Annotated in this window: 15 protein-coding genes; 10 read left to right on the top strand and 5 right to left on the bottom strand. The window is 44.3% G+C overall.

Annotation, left to right across the window (positions count from 1 at the left end; all coding sequences use genetic code 11):
* Positions 1 to 145: 145 nt before the first annotated feature.
* Positions 146 to 838, bottom strand: a complete 693-nt coding sequence (gene gpmA / locus AAGR14_RS15100; RefSeq protein WP_342645065.1) for a 2,3-diphosphoglycerate-dependent phosphoglycerate mutase — start codon at positions 836 to 838, stop codon at positions 146 to 148.
* Positions 839 to 930: 92 nt separating this feature from the next.
* On the opposite strand from gpmA, the gene AAGR14_RS15105 reads away from it, so the two are divergent.
* Entirely contained in the window at positions 931 to 1,524 is a 594-nt protein-coding gene (locus AAGR14_RS15105) for an acetate uptake transporter (RefSeq protein ID WP_342645066.1), read from the top strand.
* A 25-nt stretch (positions 1,525 to 1,549) separates the two neighbouring features.
* Complete coding sequence (locus tag AAGR14_RS15110; RefSeq protein WP_342645067.1) at positions 1,550 to 1,933, top strand: SRPBCC domain-containing protein; 384 nt, start codon at positions 1,550 to 1,552, stop codon at positions 1,931 to 1,933.
* 80 nt (positions 1,934 to 2,013) lie between these two features.
* On the opposite strand, the gene AAGR14_RS15115 is transcribed toward AAGR14_RS15110, so the two are convergent.
* From AAGR14_RS15115 to AAGR14_RS15125, 3 genes are all read right to left on the bottom strand, one after another.
* Complete coding sequence (locus AAGR14_RS15115) at positions 2,014 to 3,351, bottom strand: OmpA family protein (protein ID WP_342645068.1); 1,338 nt, start codon at positions 3,349 to 3,351, stop codon at positions 2,014 to 2,016.
* A gap of 515 nt (positions 3,352 to 3,866) precedes the next feature.
* Entirely contained in the window at positions 3,867 to 5,048 is a 1,182-nt protein-coding gene (locus AAGR14_RS15120; RefSeq protein WP_342645069.1) for an aminotransferase class I/II-fold pyridoxal phosphate-dependent enzyme, read from the bottom strand.
* Positions 5,049 to 5,061: 13 nt separating this feature from the next.
* Positions 5,062 to 5,502: an OsmC family protein gene (locus tag AAGR14_RS15125; RefSeq protein ID WP_342645070.1), complete on the bottom strand. Its 441-nt coding sequence runs from the start codon at positions 5,500 to 5,502 to the stop codon at positions 5,062 to 5,064.
* A gap of 99 nt (positions 5,503 to 5,601) precedes the next feature.
* On the opposite strand from AAGR14_RS15125, the gene AAGR14_RS15130 reads away from it, so the two are divergent.
* The 5 genes from AAGR14_RS15130 to AAGR14_RS15150 all read left to right on the top strand — a co-directional run bounded on the left by AAGR14_RS15130 (position 5,602) and on the right by AAGR14_RS15150 (position 14,612).
* Positions 5,602 to 6,075, top strand: coding sequence for a hypothetical protein (locus tag AAGR14_RS15130; protein WP_342645071.1), 474 nt, complete (start codon positions 5,602 to 5,604; stop codon positions 6,073 to 6,075).
* A 23-nt stretch (positions 6,076 to 6,098) separates the two neighbouring features.
* Positions 6,099 to 7,337, top strand: a complete 1,239-nt coding sequence (locus AAGR14_RS15135; protein WP_342645072.1) for a nucleoside recognition domain-containing protein — start codon at positions 6,099 to 6,101, stop codon at positions 7,335 to 7,337.
* Positions 7,338 to 7,550: 213 nt separating this feature from the next.
* Positions 7,551 to 13,097: a PKD domain-containing protein gene (locus AAGR14_RS15140; RefSeq protein WP_342645073.1), complete on the top strand. Its 5,547-nt coding sequence runs from the start codon at positions 7,551 to 7,553 to the stop codon at positions 13,095 to 13,097.
* Positions 13,098 to 13,103: 6 nt separating this feature from the next.
* On the top strand, positions 13,104 to 14,135 hold the full coding sequence (locus tag AAGR14_RS15145) for a PorP/SprF family type IX secretion system membrane protein (RefSeq protein WP_342645074.1): 1,032 nt from the start codon (positions 13,104 to 13,106) through the stop codon (positions 14,133 to 14,135).
* Positions 14,136 to 14,204: 69 nt separating this feature from the next.
* The gene (locus tag AAGR14_RS15150) at positions 14,205 to 14,612 is read left to right on the top strand and encodes an OsmC family protein (RefSeq protein WP_342645075.1); all 408 of its coding nucleotides are present in this window, start codon (positions 14,205 to 14,207) and stop codon (positions 14,610 to 14,612) included.
* Positions 14,613 to 14,885: 273 nt separating this feature from the next.
* On the opposite strand, the gene AAGR14_RS15155 is transcribed toward AAGR14_RS15150, so the two are convergent.
* A complete protein-coding gene (locus AAGR14_RS15155; RefSeq protein WP_342645076.1) occupies positions 14,886 to 15,365 on the bottom strand; it encodes a DUF4126 family protein in 480 nt (159 codons plus the stop codon).
* Between the two features lie 127 nt (positions 15,366 to 15,492).
* Between AAGR14_RS15155 and AAGR14_RS15160 the strand changes: the two genes are divergently transcribed.
* The 3 genes from AAGR14_RS15160 (at position 15,493) to AAGR14_RS15170 (ending at position 18,149) form a co-directional block, all read left to right on the top strand.
* A complete protein-coding gene (locus AAGR14_RS15160; protein ID WP_342645077.1) occupies positions 15,493 to 16,026 on the top strand; it encodes a hypothetical protein in 534 nt (177 codons plus the stop codon).
* A 146-nt stretch (positions 16,027 to 16,172) separates the two neighbouring features.
* A complete protein-coding gene (gene purB, locus AAGR14_RS15165) occupies positions 16,173 to 17,516 on the top strand; it encodes an adenylosuccinate lyase (protein ID WP_342645078.1) in 1,344 nt (447 codons plus the stop codon).
* An 84-nt stretch (positions 17,517 to 17,600) separates the two neighbouring features.
* Positions 17,601 to 18,149 carry a NifU family protein gene (locus AAGR14_RS15170; RefSeq protein WP_342645079.1) on the top strand — a complete coding sequence of 183 codons (549 nt, stop codon included), beginning with the start codon at positions 17,601 to 17,603 and terminating at the stop codon, positions 18,147 to 18,149.
* Positions 18,150 to 18,241 lie beyond the last annotated feature (92 nt).

The raw sequence follows: 18,241 nt of genomic DNA on the forward strand, positions 1-18,241 counted from the left end.
TAGATAGTTCTATAACCTATTCATCAGTTTTAAACTTTGTTGCAAATTCACGAACATACTGAGTCAGGAACTTAATAACTCATTAATTTCTGACTTTGTATCAACTCACGGATTTGCTGGCTTAACGACTTAAAACTCAAAAAGCTTATTCTAAATAATAATGCCTGATCTGGTTTAGGCGGTCGTCCAGTTCATATACCCACGGGGTGGCGGTGGGTATGTCGAGTTTGGTTACTTCTTCGTCGCTTAAATTATTAATATACTGTACCAGTGCCCGCAAACTGTTGCCATGTGCACAGATAATTACCTTTTGGTTTTGCCGCAATTGTGGCACAATACTTTCGTGCCAAAAGGGTAAGGCGCGAGTCATGGTCTCGCTTAGGTTTTCAGTAAGCGGCAACTCGCGGTAAGTAAGGTCGTTGTAACGCAGGTAATGCCCCGGAAAGCGGTCGTCTGCCTCGGTAATTGCCGGCGGGTGTTCGGCCGGGTCGCGCCGCCATTTTTGAACCTGTTCCTCACCGTATTGCTTAATGGTTTCGTCTTTATTGAGGCCTTGCAAGGCACCGTAAAAACGCTCGTTTAACCGCCAGGATTTGTGTACTGGTATCCAAAGCATATCCAGCTCTTCTAAAACATAATGTAATGTTTTGATAGATCGCTTTAAAACTGAGGTAAAGCCCACATCAAACGTAAAGTTGTGTTTGCGCAGCAGTTGCCCGGCATAGATGGCCTGCCGCACTCCTTCTTCAGATAAATCAACGTCTGTCCATCCGGTAAAACGGTTCTCTTTGTTCCAAACGCTTTCACCGTGTCTTAATAATACTAATTGCAAAGCCATAATGCCTAAACGCAATTATGCCATAAGCGTTTGTAAAATGGCCGTCAATAATTTATATTGCACTACAAACCAATTCGTAACCTTAATAAACCATGATCCCTACTACAACTGTAGTGGTAAAGGATGGCTTTGCCAACCCTGCACCGCTTGGCCTTTGTGCCTTTGGCCTTACTACCATTTTATTAAACGTACACAACGCCGGCTTTACCGAGCTAAGTTCCATGATATTGGCCATGGGCATATTTTACGGCGGACTGGCACAGGTAATTGCCGGTGTTATTGAAGCTAAAAAGAATAATACGTTTGGCCTTACTGCTTTTACCTCATATGGCTTTTTTTGGCTATCGCTGGTAGGCTTATTGGTGATGCCCAAACTGGGTTGGGCCGAACCGGCCAGTAACGGCAGCATGGTAGCTTATTTGAGCATCTGGGGAATATTTACCTTCTGCCTGTTTTTTGGCACATTACGTTTAAACCGCGCCCTGCAGTTTGTATTTGGCTCGCTTACTATTTTGTTTGCATTGCTGGTGTGGGGCGATGCCTCCGGCAATGCAGGCATAAAGCACCTGGCAGGGTATGAGGGTATTGTTTGCGGTGCATCGGCAGTATACACCGGTATGGCCGGAGTGCTTAACGAAGTTTACGGTAAAACTATTTTACCAATTGGCCCTGTTAACGCCAATTAAGCCGCATAATTGCTAATTTTAGGGCGTGAAAGATTATAAAAAGTACTACAGCATCAACGCAACGCCACAGGAGATTTACGCCGCTATCACCAATCCGCTCACTCTGCAGCTTTGGACCGGCGAACCTGCCGAAATGTCGACCGAACCAGGCAGTGAGTTTAGCCTTTGGGATGGCGCCATTGTGGGCAAAAATCTGGAGTTTGAAGAGGGCAAGAAAATAGTGCAGCAATGGTATTTTGATGGGCAGGATGAGCCATCAATTGTTACCATAAAACTTCATGCCGACAAAAACGGCACCTCGGCCGAATTACGCCATAGCAACATCCCCGACGAAGCCTATAATGAGATTGTAGAAGGCTGGAACGATGTATACTTTGGTGGTATTGCCGAATTTTACGAAAGCATTTAACCTTAATAAGTGTATAAAACAAAAAATGCTGCCTGTTTATCACAGGCAGCATTTTTTTACTTTGTTAAGTTACCCTGCTATTAATACAAGGTAAATTCAACACGACGGTTTTTCTGACGACCGGCTTCTGTTTTGTTAGAAGCAATAGGTTGGTTTTTACCATAACCTACAGCCTCGATGCGAGATGGGTTAGCACCTTGCTCAACTAAGTAAGCTTTTACAGATTCTGCACGATCTTTAGATAACTTCATGTTAGCCTCGGCCGAACCTACATTATCAGTGTGACCAGCCAGTTTTAAGCTAAAGTTTTTATCAACTAAAATTTTAGCTACACGCTGTAAGCTTGGGAACGATTTTTCGCGGATAGTAGCTTTACCAAACTCAAACTCTAAGTTTTTAATAGCTTCACGTACAACACGACGATCTTCTTCGGTTACTACCACACGTACAGGAGTTACCGGAGCTGGCAGCGGACAACCAGAACCATCAACTTTAGTACCTGCAGGTGTGTTCGGACATTTATCGCTGATGTCAACCACACCATCACCATCGCTATCAGTAGTTAAACGGGCAATGTTAGCATTGGTAGCGTCCAGGTCGCTGCGTAAACGGCGGTTATCTGCTTTTTGAGCATCAATTTCGCCTTGTAAGCGGCGTTGCTCCATCAAGTATTCGTAACGCATTGAGGCTACCGGGTTATGTGCAGCTAATTGTGGTTTTGAACTTTTGCCTAAAACAAACTCTAAACCGGCATGTGCCATACCATATTTATCGCGTTTATCACCGCGGTAGTATTGGTCTAAGTTATCGCCGTTAACAAAGTTTACCTGGTAACCTAAATCAAGGTTTACTACCGGGCCTAAGTTAAATTTAAAACCTGTACCTACCGGGATATACCATTGGCGGGTGTTTCCAACGCTTGAGGTAGTACCGTTGTTAGCATAAAGTGTTGAAGCGAAATTCATGTTACCAGCACCAAAGCTTATGTAAGGCTGAATGAAGCTTTGCTGACTGCGCCAGTTGATATTGGCTAAGGTGATTACCGCTTGCAAATCAACTGCATATTTAATTTCGGTATCAAAACGCTGAATTGGATAACTTGCGTCGCGCGGACCTGAACCTTGCAAGTGACCTCTCATGAAGGATGCTTGCACACCCAGCCCGTGTAATAACTGCTTTTTGATATAACCACCATACATTAATTTCTCATTGGCAGTAACGTAGTCTGTTTTGTCTTGAAACAGGGTGTTAATTGAACTCATACCAGCCTGCAAACCTACCGACCATGTGCGGAAAGGGCTTCCGCCCGCAAAAGGTTGAACATAATTTTTAGTACTGTCTGTAGTTTGTGCCATAAGCTGCGAGCCCATGGTGAGGCCTGCTATAAGTAAGCCTGTTTTTTTTAGATGTAGCTTCATATTAAATAATGTTAAGGTAAATGCTATACTCCTAAACTTATTTGGAGTAGTGTTGCCCTCAACAGGCAACATCAATGCCAATTTACATACGCGTGTTTGAAATACGGATAAGTACACATCTCAATAACAGCACAACTCTTTGTAATACAAATATTACCGTCTAAACAATGTTTTTGATCATTTACGCCTTACACCTATACTTTTACTATATAATGTAAATCATGTATAAAAACTGATACAAATTAAAACGGCCTTGTACTAAATGTCGGCAAATGGCACGCCTGGGCAACCTATATTTTTATCGCATCCGACGTATTAAATTTCAATTAGAAATTAGCAGGGCACAAAAGTGGCTGTTGAAATAGGCTTTTTACGGCCATAATTTTTAGCTCAGTTCCGTTTTAAGCTACAGTAATAATATTGTAAGGGATGGATGATGGTTATATCCATATAAACCAAAAGAGCTTGCGAAATAAAATTTGCAAGCTCTTTTTATAGAATAGCTAACAGCTTAATTAAACGCTTTTGGCAAGCGCTTGTGTAATGTCGGCAATTATATCGTCCACTTTTTCTAAACCGGCCGAGATACGGATTAACCCCGGCGTAATGCCAACGGCCGCCCGTTGCTCGTCAGTCAATTTAGAGTGTGTGGTACTGGCTGGGTGCGAAGCTATACTGCGCGAGTCGCCAAGGTTGGCCGTTACCGACAGCAGTTGCAGGTTGTCCAAAAACTTACGGCCGGCTTCCAATCCGCCCTTAATTTCTAAACAAAGTACGCCGCCGCCTAAGCTCATTTGCTTTTTAGCAATGTCGTACTGCGGGTGGTTGGGTAAAAACGGATATTTAACCCAACTCACGTTAGGGTTTGACTGCAACGTTTCAGCCAAGGTTAAGGCATTGCTGCAATGGCGTTGCATGCGCACGTCCAGCGTTTCTAAACTTTTACTCAACACCCAAGCGTTAAAAGGCGAAAGTGCCGGACCGGTATTACGGCAAAACAGATAAATTTCTTTTACCAGGTCTTCGCGGCCAACAATCACACCGCCCATTACGCGGCCCTGCCCATCTATCCATTTGGTAGCCGAGTGTACCACCAGGTCGGCACCAAAATCGGTAGGCCGTTGCAGCAATGGCGTGGCAAAGCAGTTATCTACGTTTAAAATCAGGTTGTGCTTTTTTGAAAATTGCCCGGCCCACTCTAAATCAATTAATTCTAACTGCGGGTTGGTAGGCGTTTCCAGGTACACCATTTTGGTGTTTGGCTGTACGGCGGCTTCCCAGGCGGCTTTGTCGCTGGCCGGTACTAACGTGCAGGTAATGCCGTATTTAGGCAAATACTTGGTTACAATAGTAAATGTACTGCCAAATACCGAGCTGCAGCAAATCAGGTGGTCGCCTTGCTGCAGCAATGCAAAAATCGACGAAAAAATGGCGCTCATGCCGGTAGATGTTGCAAAACCGGCCTCTGCGTTTTCGAGTTCACACATTTTGGTTATAAACTCATCAACATTCGGGTTGCTAAAACGGCTGTAAATATTATCGTTAGTCTCGTCGGCAAATGCAGCGCGCATAGCCTCAGCTTCATCAAAGGTAAAGCTGCTGGTTAAATACAAGGGTGTAGAATGCTCGTTCTGCAAAGTTTTTGGAGAACGTGTACGCACCGCTTTGGTTAAAGGGTGCAATTCCTGATCTGACATAGTATAATGTTTTTTAAGAAAGTGTAGCATCAGCAGGGTGTATAAACACCTGCCAGTTTAATTCGGCACCGGCTTTTTCTAAGGTGGCCGCTACCGAGCAATATTTACCTATCGACAACTCTACCGCCCTCTTGGCTTTATCTTCGTCGATGTTTCCTTTTAAATGAAATTCGATCGTAATGTTTTGCCATAACGATGGTTCTACACCCGGTTCGCGGTCGCCGCTTATTTTCATGCGGTAATCAAGCACTTCCTGACGTTGCTTTTTAAGAATGCTGATCACATCAATGGCCGAGCAGCCGCCCAACCCCATCAATAACATTTGCATCGGGCGTACGCCAAAATTCTGACCGCCGCTTTCGGCACTGGTATCCATGTTTACCGTGTGGCCATACTCGTCGTTAGCTTCAAAACCGTAATCGCCGCTTACACGCGCTAAATTTATGGTAGGCATAGTTTTAATAATTATGAAAGGCTAAATTATTATTTTGAACCGAAAGTTTTGTTTGCGCCGTATAAAAATGATAGTTTTAGACTCTCACTTAACATTTAAATGAAGAAGGGTTTACTACTTTGGGCTTTATGCTTAGCTGCGCTGGCCAGCCATGCACAACAAAAACTGCTGGCTTACGACGACTTTGTGTACATCATCAATAATAACCTGCAAAAATCAGACGATTTTATGATTTCAAAAGGTTATACCAAGGTTAAAACTAAAAAGCAGGGTAACCAAAAATACCATCTGGATTTACCGGGCAACAGTACGTCTGATGTTGAGATACGGGTTGATGGTCGCCGCATTTATATCTATGTAGCAACCGACGAGTTACAGCAACTAAACCTGGTGAACAATTCTATCGCTCCCTTCCTTCTTAGTAAAGAAGATATATCAGGCATTACTAATTACCGGGTAAGAGACTTAGGCAACGTTTACGAACAGATCATTGATAAAGTGCCTTTTAATCCCATCAAAAAAGATTACGATATCCGCATCGTATCCGACAAAAACATTACTACTTACAATTAATTTTCGCCCTTTTTTAGTTTACTATGGCCCTCAATTATATCTGGATTGGATTTTTCGTTATTGCTTTCGTTATTGCACTCATTAAGCTGATATTTTTGGGCGATACGGAGATTTTCAAAATATTGATTGATGGTGTTTTCGACTCGTCTAAAGCTTCGGTGATGGACATAGCGCTCCCTTTAGCCGGAACCATGGCCTTTTGGTTGGGCATTATGCGTGTTGGAGAAAAAGCAGGGGCCATCAACTTTCTGTCGCGCATCGTAAGCGGCTTTTTTCAGCGGCTTTTTCCCGAAGTTCCTAAAAACCACCCGGTGGCCGGACAAATGATGATGAATTTTTCGGCTAACCTGCTTGGTTTAGATAATGCAGCTACTCCGCTCGGACTAAAAGCAATGGCCGGCCTGCAAGATATTAACCCTAATAAAGAAACTGCATCCAACGCACAGATAATGTTTATGGTGCTTCATGCATCAGGGCTTACCATATTGCCCATAAGTATTATTGCACAACGGGCCATTATGGGTTCCAAAGACCCGTCGGATATTTTCATCCCCTGTATCATCGCCACTTATGTTGCCACATTAACCGGTTTGCTGGTGGTTGCGGTTAAGCAAAAAATTAAGCTAACCGATTCTGTGGTTTTAAGCTGGCTGGTTGGCTTAACAGCATTTATAGGCTTAGTGGTGTGGTATTTTGCGGTGTTTTTAAGTAAAGAGCAAATTAGCACGGTATCCAAAATATCGAGCAACCTAATGCTGTTTGCCATACCTGTAATGTTTATAGTTGGAGGCCTATTTAAAAAAGTGAATGTTTTTGAGGCCTTTATTGAAGGGGCTATTGGCGGGTTTGAAACTTCCGTTAAAATCATCCCCTATCTTGTAGCTATGCTGGTTGGGGTAAGCGTTTTCAGAAACTCAGGAGCCCTGCTTTACATGGCAGATGGCTTTAAATGGTTTTTCAGTCATTTCAACATAGACACCCGGTTTACAGATGTGTTGCCAATAGCTTTTTTACGCCCGCTTAGCGCTTCGGGCGCACGCGGACTAATGTTAGATAACATGAAAGTGTACGGCGCTGATAGCTTTATCGGCCATTTATCGAGCGTGCTGTATGGCGCAGCAGATACTACCTTTTATATTGTAGCGCTATACTTTGGTTCGATTGGTGTGAAGGCGACGCGTTATGCGATTCCGGCAAGCTTAATAGCTGATTTTGCCGGAGTTGTAGCAGCCATTTTAGTGGCTTACCTATTTTTCGGATAAAGAAATCTATACCAATTTTTAATTTATTGCTGACGGGAATATCAATGTACTACTAAACCGAAACGCCGTCTTATTTAAATAATCTCCCGTCTTGAAAACTAAATTATTTAAAGATTAAAAAAATTACAGCCCCTTAAACCTTTCTGTACACTTCCCGTAAAACGACTTTAACCGCTGCCTGGTAAAGGGCCGGCTACTTACCAGGGAGTGTTAATGATTAGATTTTTTACCAGATTTGTAGTTTTTTTAGGAATGGTGGTTTTTTGGGTACTTGTTTGCGCCCAAATCATAAACGCCCAAACCATCACCATCAGAACTGTAGACGCCGGCCCTTACGGGCAAGGATCGAGCATTACCGCACCTATAACGGTTGACGAAACCTCGGCTCAAATAAAGATAGGCAATCGCTTTGATCTTTACCTTTCGGACGCTAACGGAAATTTTGGTTCAGCCACATTAATTGGTTCATTTGCCGGACATTATACCGGTTTTGTAAACGGCGTTATACCTGGCGGTACCCCTGCCGGAACCGGCTATAAATTAATGGTGCGCAGTAGCATGCCAGCGGTTAGCAGCTCAGTTTCACAGCCCTTTACTATAACGGCAGACGTAGGCATCGAAGCCAAAGCAGCCTCCAGCAGTACTTCAGTTACCTCTACCGAGGTTTTTGGTCCGTGTGGCGGTGGTTATAACGGCAACATCATTACCTTAACTACGCCGCTAACATCAACGCAATCTGTTACTGCTACCCTTTTTAACGATATGACTCAGCAAACTGAAAAAACGTTTGCTTTAGCAGCCAATAGCCTATCACCGGCCCTCGGCGCTTACTCTTACACTGTAATTGTTAAAGCTGTTAATAGCGCCGGCATTGTTGGTACAAAGTCCTATCTGCTCAACAACTGTCCAACAACTAAAAACTTTGGTTCTACTGACTCTGGCGCTAAATGTTTGATTGACGGGCAATCGAACGTAAGCTTTGATATTGCTATAACTTCAGAAAAAGGTGTTCAATTAAACTATCCCGGTTCGTTATATTCCGTTAGCTGGGGCGATGGCTCAACCGACGTTTTTACATTTGCACAAATTAAAGCGCTCAACGGCAGGCTTTTGCATAATTATAAATCGTCTTCATGTGGAGTTGTGAATGCACAGGGCGTGATTACAAACCAGTTTACAGTTGTACTTACAATTACCAATCCATACTGTCCAACTGTAAATCCTAATACAGTAACAGTAAATCAAATTATTTTGGTGCCGGCTAAAAACGGCATGAACGGCCCCGATAAGGTTTGTGTGAATACAGAAGCAACTTTCATCAACACCTCTAATCCAGGCCAAACAGAAAACCCCTCTAATAATAATCAATGTGAATTTGGCGATGCTAAATATACTTGGTGGGTTGACGGGGTTGTTGCAGAGGTAGGAAAGCGACTCAATGAAAACTTTGTATGGACATTTACCACCCGTGGCCAGCATACGGTAATGCTTAGCATGGAAAATGCTCCCAGCGGTTGTCAGCCCAATAATGTAACCATGACCGTTTGTGTGCAAAATCCGCCAAAACCCGATTTTACTATAGTTAGCAAACGATGTGTGAGCGATGGACCGGTTACCCCTGTTGACAAGTCGGTATTAGACGACATCTGTAATGATAAATACAATTACAAATGGACAGTTACGCCTTCGGCAGGAGTTACTTATGCCAATGGCACTAACGCCAATAGCGTAGCCCCGCAGTTTATGTTTGCTAATCCTGGCAAATACCAGGTTTATTTAAGCACTGTTAATTCTCCCTGCGGCGATTTCAAAAGCGAAACCAAAGAAATTGTGATCACTACTGCACCACTTGCTACTTTATCACCCGATTTTAGTTTATGCGGAAAAGGGCAGACTTTAACGTTTGATACTACGGCGGTTAGTACTACCAAAACGATTCTTTTCGGAACCGTAAACGAAGTAAGCGGCACTTACCAGTGGACAGTAACTGGTCAAAACGGTATAGCAGCTGCTACCTTTGCCGGCGGAACCACGGCTAACAGTAAATATCCTCAGATAAATTTCCCTGATTTCGGCACCTATGAAGTAAGTGTTAAACACACCAATGATTGCGGAACCGTTACATCTAATATTCAACATATTACTTTTAAACAAGCTCCCACTGTTTTAGCAGGACCAGACCTGGTCATTTGTACTAATGATGTAGTGACCCCACAAGGATCAGTCACCGGAAATTTTGACACCATTACCTGGACTACCAGTGGTACAGGTTCGTTCTCAGACAGCCATGCGCAACAGCCTGTTTATACACCAAGCGCTGCAGACCGCACGGCCGGCCAGGTTACATTAACGCTCAATATTACCACATCACTTCCTGGTGACTGCGCAAAAATCACCGATGCCATGCTGGTAAAAATAAACCCGGCAAACACCGTTACATCAGCAGCCGTCGAAGCAATTTGTACCAACGGCAACGTCAACTATGTTCCAGTATCTACAGTGGCCGGCAGTACCTTTACCTGGACGGTTGCTCAAAACTCCAGTAATATCACCGGCTTTACCCAAAGCGGTAACGGCAGTATACAAGATATTTTAACCAACACATCGGCTACCGCCATTGGTACGGTAACTTATAACATAGTACCGCACGCCAACAACTGCGATGGTACACCATTTACGTTCACTGTAACCGTAACTCCCAAACCCGAATTAACTATTAGCGGTCCTGCCAACAACAGCATTTGCAGCGGATCACCGGCAGGTATTGGACTTACTGCTAACCTAAGCGGCACTAAATTTATCTGGACAATTGCCGTTAGTGGTGGCGCTACCGGTGCAACGGCACAAAACACCCCGGTTGCCTTAACCGGCATTGATCAGGTTTTAGTTAATAACACATCAACCCCGGCTACAGTAACTTATACCATCACACCAATCAACGGCCTTTCGGCAGATAACTGTGATGGCGCTGCCAAAACCATTATCATTACTGTACAACCTCAGGTTCCCCCTGCTTTTGCTGGTAATGACGCCATTTTGTGCGATCAGCCTGCGTATGTATTAAAAGGTAACGACGCCGGCAACTTTACCGGAACATGGACACTTACATCGGGCCAAACCGGCGTTATTTTTGCCGACGCGCATCAGCACGAAACTCAGGTAAGCGGCCTGCAAAACGGACAAACTTATACCTTTAGATGGACCATCAGCAATGCAGCCGGCTGTGCACCGCAGTATGATGAGGTGAGTATTGTTAATAACCCACCTGTTACCAATAACCAGGTAACTTTAATTAGCCCGATGACCTGCTCTGGTCAGACGATATCTGTGCAAGGATCTACGCCTGCCGGTGGTGACGGTAATTATGCCTATGTATGGGAAAGTAGCATTGACGGCAACAACTGGACTTTACTCTCCAACCAAACCGGCAAAGACCTTACTATTCCGGTAGCTGTATCTACTTACTTCCGCCGGTCGGTAAACTCGGCTACCTGTACCGATTTAAAAAGTAATTCGATACAGGCATTAGTACAGCCACCTATCAGCAACAATATCATTAGCAGCACTCAGCAAAGTGTTTGTATCAATAACTCCATCGGTACTATTACCGGTAGCACACCACAAGGTGCCGATGGCAACTTTTTGTACCAATGGCAAAGCAGCACCGATGGTGGTGCTAATTGGACTAACATAGCAGGCGCAACATCGCTCAGCTACGCTACGCCTGCCCTAACCGTAAATACGCAATACCGCAGGTTAGTAAGCTCGGTGTTATGTACAGGTCTGCAAAGTAATATCAGCAACATTATATCAATCACGGTGAATCCTAATGCCAAGGCAGAATTTACCTGGACCAAGGATGCCAACTGCGTACCATTTGTTATTAACGACCAAAACATCAAAGCCGTTGCTTACCCCGACCGCAATGCAGATTATACCTGGTATGTAAACGGGCAAAAATTTAGTACCGGTATTGATTTTCCGGGGTATACCATCAATACAGATGGTGAATCAATTGAAGTTAAACTGGTTACCACCAGCAAATTCGGTTGCGAGTCATCAACTTTTACACATACGTTTAATACCATTAAAAAGGTAACGCCAAGCTTTACACAAACTGTTACTCAAAATTGCGGTACGGTTACGGTAACCTTTACCAATACCTCTACACCTTTGGCCAGCGGCACCTACCTATGGAACTTTGGCAACGGCGAAACCTCAACCAAAGCACAGCCCGATCCGGTAACTTTCAGAGCAACAACTGATGGTAAAGACGTTACCTATAACATTACTTTAACCGCAAGCACACCTTGCAGCGACCTTACGGCTACCAGCGCAGTAACTATAAAACCACCGGTACCGGTGGCCCGCATATCGCCAAGAGCAACCAGCGGTTGTGCACCGTTTAACCTGGTGGTTGATAACATTTCGCCGGGTACCAACGATAGCTACACCTATCACATTACCGACTTAAACGGCAAGGATGTGGTTAACCCTGTAACTACCGACAGCCGTTCGGCACAAACTATCACTATACCGAACGAGGGTAACTACATTCTTTACCTGGACGCCCGCAACCCTTGTAACACCGGTAAAAGCGCTTCTATTCCAATCACGGTTACTACACGTACCTTATTTTCGGGCTTAACTACACCAAGCACAGCCGAGCGTATTGGTTGCGCACCGCACACGGTTAATTTCTTAAATACCAGCCAGGGCGGTACATCTTTCCGGGTAGAGTGGAACGACGGCACACCAGCTACCACTACTTATAATACTGCTGCGCTGGTACACACCTTTGCTAAACCTGGTATTTATAAAGTAGTACTATATGCCAACAATGACTGTGCTCAAGATTTGGCTTCGCAAATTGTTACCATTACAGTTACTGCAAAGCCTACCCCCATGTTCACGATGGATAATGGCGTAGGTTGTAAAGAGTTAAAAGTAAACTTTACCAACCTTACCCCTGCACCGGTTAACGGCCAAGAGTCTGATTTGCTATACAGTTGGGATTTTGGCGACAGTAAAGCCACCGTTGCCAACCCTAACACCTCAACCTTGCGCACGCCGCAGGCACATACTTTTGGCTATGTTGGCTCGCCTTATACTGTTACCCTAACCGTCACTAACCGCACCACCGGCTGTGCCGAAACCGTTACGCGTACTATAACAGTAAATCCACCGGCTATGGCAGATTTCAGGGCCAGGCCGGATAGCGTACAAACCTATCCAAATTATCAGTTCTCGTTCGAAGACTTAAGTGGTAACAAGCCCACTAAATGGCGCTGGAACTTTGGGGATGGCAGCATGTCAATGGCTCAAAACCCATCGCATACTTATGCAGATACCGGCCTGTATAAGGTGACTTTAGTAGCCGAAAATCAATATTGCGGGTCAACTAAAGTTCACTATGTCCGTATAACAGGTACACCAGGCCAACTATTTGTGCCTAACGCATTTACGCCGGCCAGCACCAATCAGCAGCTCAATACTTTTGCTGCCAAAGGCTCCGGTTTAAAAGAGTGGCACATGCGCATCTTTAACAACTACGGACAGCTGGTTTGGGAAACAAATAAGCTTGATGAGCGCGGCAGCCCGGTTGATGGATGGGACGGAACGTACCGCGGATCGCCGGTGCCTCAGGGTGTTTACATCTGGCAAATTGATGCCACTTTTATTAATGGTAACGAATGGAAAGGAATGTCGTATAACAGCTCAAACCCAAAACGGACCGGCGCTATACACATCATAAGATAATAAACGATGAGAAGGATAAACTATTTTTTAAGTGTGATGATCAGCTTGCTTTGTTTTAAAGCTAATGCACAAGACCATCAGTACTCGCAGTTTTTTAATGCGCCGGTATATTTAAACCCGGCCCTTAACGGCCAGTTTGAAGGAGATGTAAGGCTGAACATGATTTACCGTAATCAGTGGTCAACCCTACCCGGCTCACTTACTTATATGACAGCTACTGCCGAACTTAATATTCCTAAATTTGGCGGTGGCGTAGGCCTAATGTTTACCCGCGGCAACGAGGGTACGGCTTACTACGTGCGTAACAACATCTCGGGTATTTACTCTTACAGCGTAGGCTCAGACAATTTTGTATTATCGTTTGGTTTACAAGCAGGTATAGGCAACCGTACTATTGATGCCGGCAAACTGGTATTTGGCGACCAGATTGACCCGCGACTGGGCTACATTCCAGGCTCAAGCACCTCGGCAGATTTGGGTCAGTTAAATAATAAATTTTACTTTGATTCGGGTGCAGGCGTTAACCTGGTAGCCGGCAACTTTATGGCTGGTGGTGCCTTACAGCATTTAAACCGGCCGGATCAGTCTTTTACAGGCGCAACCGCAAAGTTGCCTATGCGTGCTACCGCACACGTAAGCTACCGCTTAGATTTAGATCCGTTTAACGATCTGGACAATGGTCAAAAATCATATGTGGTACCTTCGGTAGTAATGTATCGGCAGGCAAATATTACCTCAGTAAGTGCGGGTATACAATACAAACGCCGTGCGGTTAATGCCGGTTTATGGTACCGCGGCGGCGGCGTATCAGGCCCAAGCTCATTTGTAATGTCGTTTGTGTTCGATTTATTCATCAGCCACGAGGGCAACGAAAAACTGCGCTTTGGTTTAAGCCACGATGCACCTACCTCTAAACACTTAAATTACAGCAACACCAGCGGAACCACCGAGGGCAGCTTAGGTTACGAAACCACATTGCCATCGCGTTACGGTACATCCAAGTTTCAGACTGCACGCCGCTGCTATGACTTTTATTAACAGGCAGTTACCTGGTTTACTCAAACACATAGACAGGTATAGCGTTACAGCTATACCTTTTTTGTTTTTATGGATACCGATAAAAGATCAGTGGCCAAGGCCGTAGCAAATATTGGCCGGCAGCACTACCAAACTACAGCCACCAGTGCCAATCACGCTATTATAGTTGATGAACCTAAAGAAATGAACGGTTCTGACACCGGAATGAGTCCGTTTGGATTATTGCTTTCGAGTTTGGGTAGTTGCACGGCAATTACGCTGCGCATGTACATCGACCGAAAAATGTGGCCGGTAGAAGAAATAAATATCGAGCTGGAAGTATTTGCCGTACCGAAAGGACACCTCATCGAAAGCAGGATCAGCGTAAAAGGAGATTTGGAACACCAGCAGATTAGCCGCCTTATTGACATTGCCAACGCCTGCCCCATACACCGACTGTTAGCAGGCAACATTATGATGAATACTATTGTAGCCTGATAAAAAAACAGGCCGGAAAAATAAATTCTCCGGCCTGCTTCAATCACTCTAAAACAATCACCTCTACCTTTAGAAGTATTTTTACAAATGCAAATATCACTATCTGCATTTATGTTACATCATGAAATTATTAACTATTTGTTAATTAAACAACAGCAATCTGTTCTGTTTACGTGATAATGACAAAGCCTTTATATATCCTGTGTGAGCCACATTTTTTATACAACTCTTTATCGAAGCGTCTCATTTTTACTTAACTACAAGAATTGAACATCATGCGGCTTTAGCCAAACCTGCGCTTGCTCCTACTACTAATGCATCTTCAATGCTGCCAATGATGGGATCCATCAGCTTGGTAGCCTTTACGGTAGCTTTGCGTAGATAAAAAGACCCGAAGGTAGCCAGTATTGCAGCACTGCCGCCTAATATAGCACCGACGTAGGCGTTGTTGCCGCTGGCTTTGTAAACGCTTGCTCCGGCAAGGCCGCCTGCCAAAGCCCGGCCAACAATACCGGCTGCCTGGATACGATTGGGCGCCGCAGGTAACTTATCGCCTATAAACTCAGTGACGGCTAATAATTTAAACGCGGTAGCCACTTTTTGAGACTGAATGAAATTAAGTGGCGAGTGCGCTAAAGCCTGCGAATGATGCTGGCTTAAAATATGGCTGGTGATGGCCGGTGCCGACATAGAGCGGAAGCCTGCGATGGTACCTAAGCCAATGGCCTGCCATAAAGGTTTTGAAATTTTCATATCTGGTAAATTAAAATATTTAACTTTTAGTGATCATAGTAACAAACAAGCCGGGATTTGTTGTTATGGAAATAATTAAATCAATACTGGTAAAAGCTTGTTAATAAATTAAATAACCAGTAATAACATGAAGATACGCGAAGAAAATGCATTTGGCGAACTGGCAGGAGCTATTGGTAAAGGTTTATTAGCTGGCTTGGCCGGTACTGCAGCCATTACACTATCACAAATGATAGAAATGAAGATTACAAAACGCGAAGCCAGTGATGCACCTGTAAAAGTAGCGTCGGAGGTTACCGGGGCGGCACCAGCAAATGATAACCAGAAAGAAAAGCTTAACAATGAAATACACTATGCCTACGGCACCTCCTGGGGTGTGGTACGCGGCCTGTTAGGTTTAGCCGGACTAAAAGGTTTGCCTGCTACACTGGTACATTTCGGCGCCATTTGGGCCACAGAGTTAATTATGCTGCCTAAGTACGATGCTGCGCCCCCGGTTAACGAGCAGGAACCTAAAAGCGTAGCGATTGATGCCCTGCACCACGCAGTATACGCCATAGCGGCAGGCTTGGCCTATGATGCCCTGGATGCCGGCAGCGATAACCAACGCAAGCTCGAAGCATTGATTGAGCGCTTACACCTTAAAAAACTACTGAGCTAATACCTAAATCTTAATATATGTTATAAGTTTTGTAAGGGCTGCTTCTGTGTAATACAGGGGCAGCTTCTTTTTTGGATGTACCTGATAGCCCAACAACGGTGTGCACATTCGGGCTACTTTGTTAACTTTGCCAAAACTTTAACGCTATGTCGCTTACTCCGCTTATGGCCATCTCTCCGGTTGATGGCCGTTACCATAACGCCACTGCAACCCTGGCCCCCTATTTTTCTGAATATGCTTTAATCAAATACCGGGTATTTGTAGAGGTTGAATATTTTATTGCGCTTTGCCAGCACCCGTTGCCGCAATTGCAGCAGTTTGACCATAATCTGTTTACTGATTTAAGACACATTTACGAGCAGTTTTCGGAGAGCGACGCCCAAGCCATCAAAGATATTGAGAAAACAACTAACCACGATGTAAAGGCGGTTGAGTACTTTATTAAGCAAAAGTTTGATGCACTAAACCTGCAGCCTTATAAAGAATTTATTCACTTTGGCCTGACGTCGCAGGATATCAATAACACGGCCATACCCTACTCTTTTAAAGCCGCTTTACTGGATGTTTATTTCCCGGCGTTAGATGAATTGGTAGCACTGCTTAGAAAGTTTGCTGCAGAGTGGAAGCAGGTACCCATGTTGGCGCATACCCACGGGCAACCGGCATCGCCTACCCGCTTGGGCAAAGAAATTGAAGTTTTTGTTGAACGTTTAGAGGGGCAGCTTGCTGCTGCCAAAGCAGTGCCATACTCGGCTAAATTTGGTGGCGCTACGGGTAATTTTAACGCCCATCACGTGGCTTATCCGGCTATCGACTGGACGGCTTTCGGCAACCGTTTAGTTAATGATATTTTAGGTTTAAAACGTTCGCAGCGTACCACGCAAATTGAGCATTATGATAACTTTGCGGCACACTGTGATGCACTTAAACGCATTAATAACATCATCATGGATTTAGACCGCGACATGTGGAGCTATATATCCATGAATTACTTTAAGCAAAAAATTAAAGCCGGCGAGGTAGGTTCGTCGGCTATGCCGCATAAGGTTAACCCTATCGATTTCGAAAACTCGGAAGGTAACGTGGGTATAGCCAATGCCTTGTTTGAGCATTTAGCCGCTAAGTTACCGGTATCCCGCCTGCAACGCGACCTTACCGACTCTACTGTACTACGTAACGTTGGCGTGCCGGTGGCACACTCACTAATTGCTATAAAATCAACTATCCGGGGGTTAAACAAATTATTGTTAAACGAATCGGCAATTAAACAAGACCTGGAAGCCAACTGGGCGGTAGTGGCCGAAGCAATCCAAACCATACTACGCCGCGAAAATTATCCTAACCCTTACGAGGCCTTAAAAGATTTAACCCGCACCAATCATCAAATTAATGCCGAAAGTATAGCGGCTTTTGTAAGCAACCTGGAAGTAAGCGACGCAGTAAAGGAAGAATTAAAGCAAATCACACCGCATAATTACACCGGGGTGTAAGTCATGTTGAGGTCAAAACAAAAGGCGGGCTGCCGTTAAATCAAAAACCTCATTAAATTTGTTTCTATTCAAAACAGCATACTCATGAATATCAACGTATATACCGAATCTACCCCCAATCCAGCTACTATGAAATTCATAGTAAATAAGCTGCTGATTAATGGCAGTGTGGATTTCCCGACCCGCGAAAGTGCCGATCATTCGCCTTTTGCTAAAGAGCTTTATAAATTCTCGTTTGTTAACGGCGTTTTTTTTGCAAGCAACTTTGTTACGGTAACTAAAACCGAAGGCACAGAATGGGACGACATTGAGCCTATCATCAAAGAATTTGTAAAAGGAGCTGTAGAATCAGAACTTAAAGTTCAGGAAGAGGAACAGGAAGACGTAAATTTTGAAGGTACCGAATCAGAAATTAAAATTCAGCAGATTTTACACGATTACGTGCGTCCGGCTGTTGAGCAGGATGGTGGTGCCATCAGCTATAAATCATTTAACGATGGTATTGTAACTGTCGAACTGCGTGGCTCATGCAGCGGTTGCCCCTCATCCACCCTTACGCTAAAATCAGGTATCGAAAACCTGCTTAAACGTATGGTGCCTGAAGTACAGGAAGTTGTATCAGAGGCATTATAACTCATTTTTGATTGAGATTGATACAAGCTTGATTTCACCGATGAGCTTTACATTGCCAAACTCGAAGATTTTATCGACGCTTTGAGCTTACT

The sequence above is a fragment of the Mucilaginibacter sp. CSA2-8R genome, from assembly GCF_038806765.1.
GTDB lineage: Bacteria > Bacteroidota > Bacteroidia > Sphingobacteriales > Sphingobacteriaceae > Mucilaginibacter.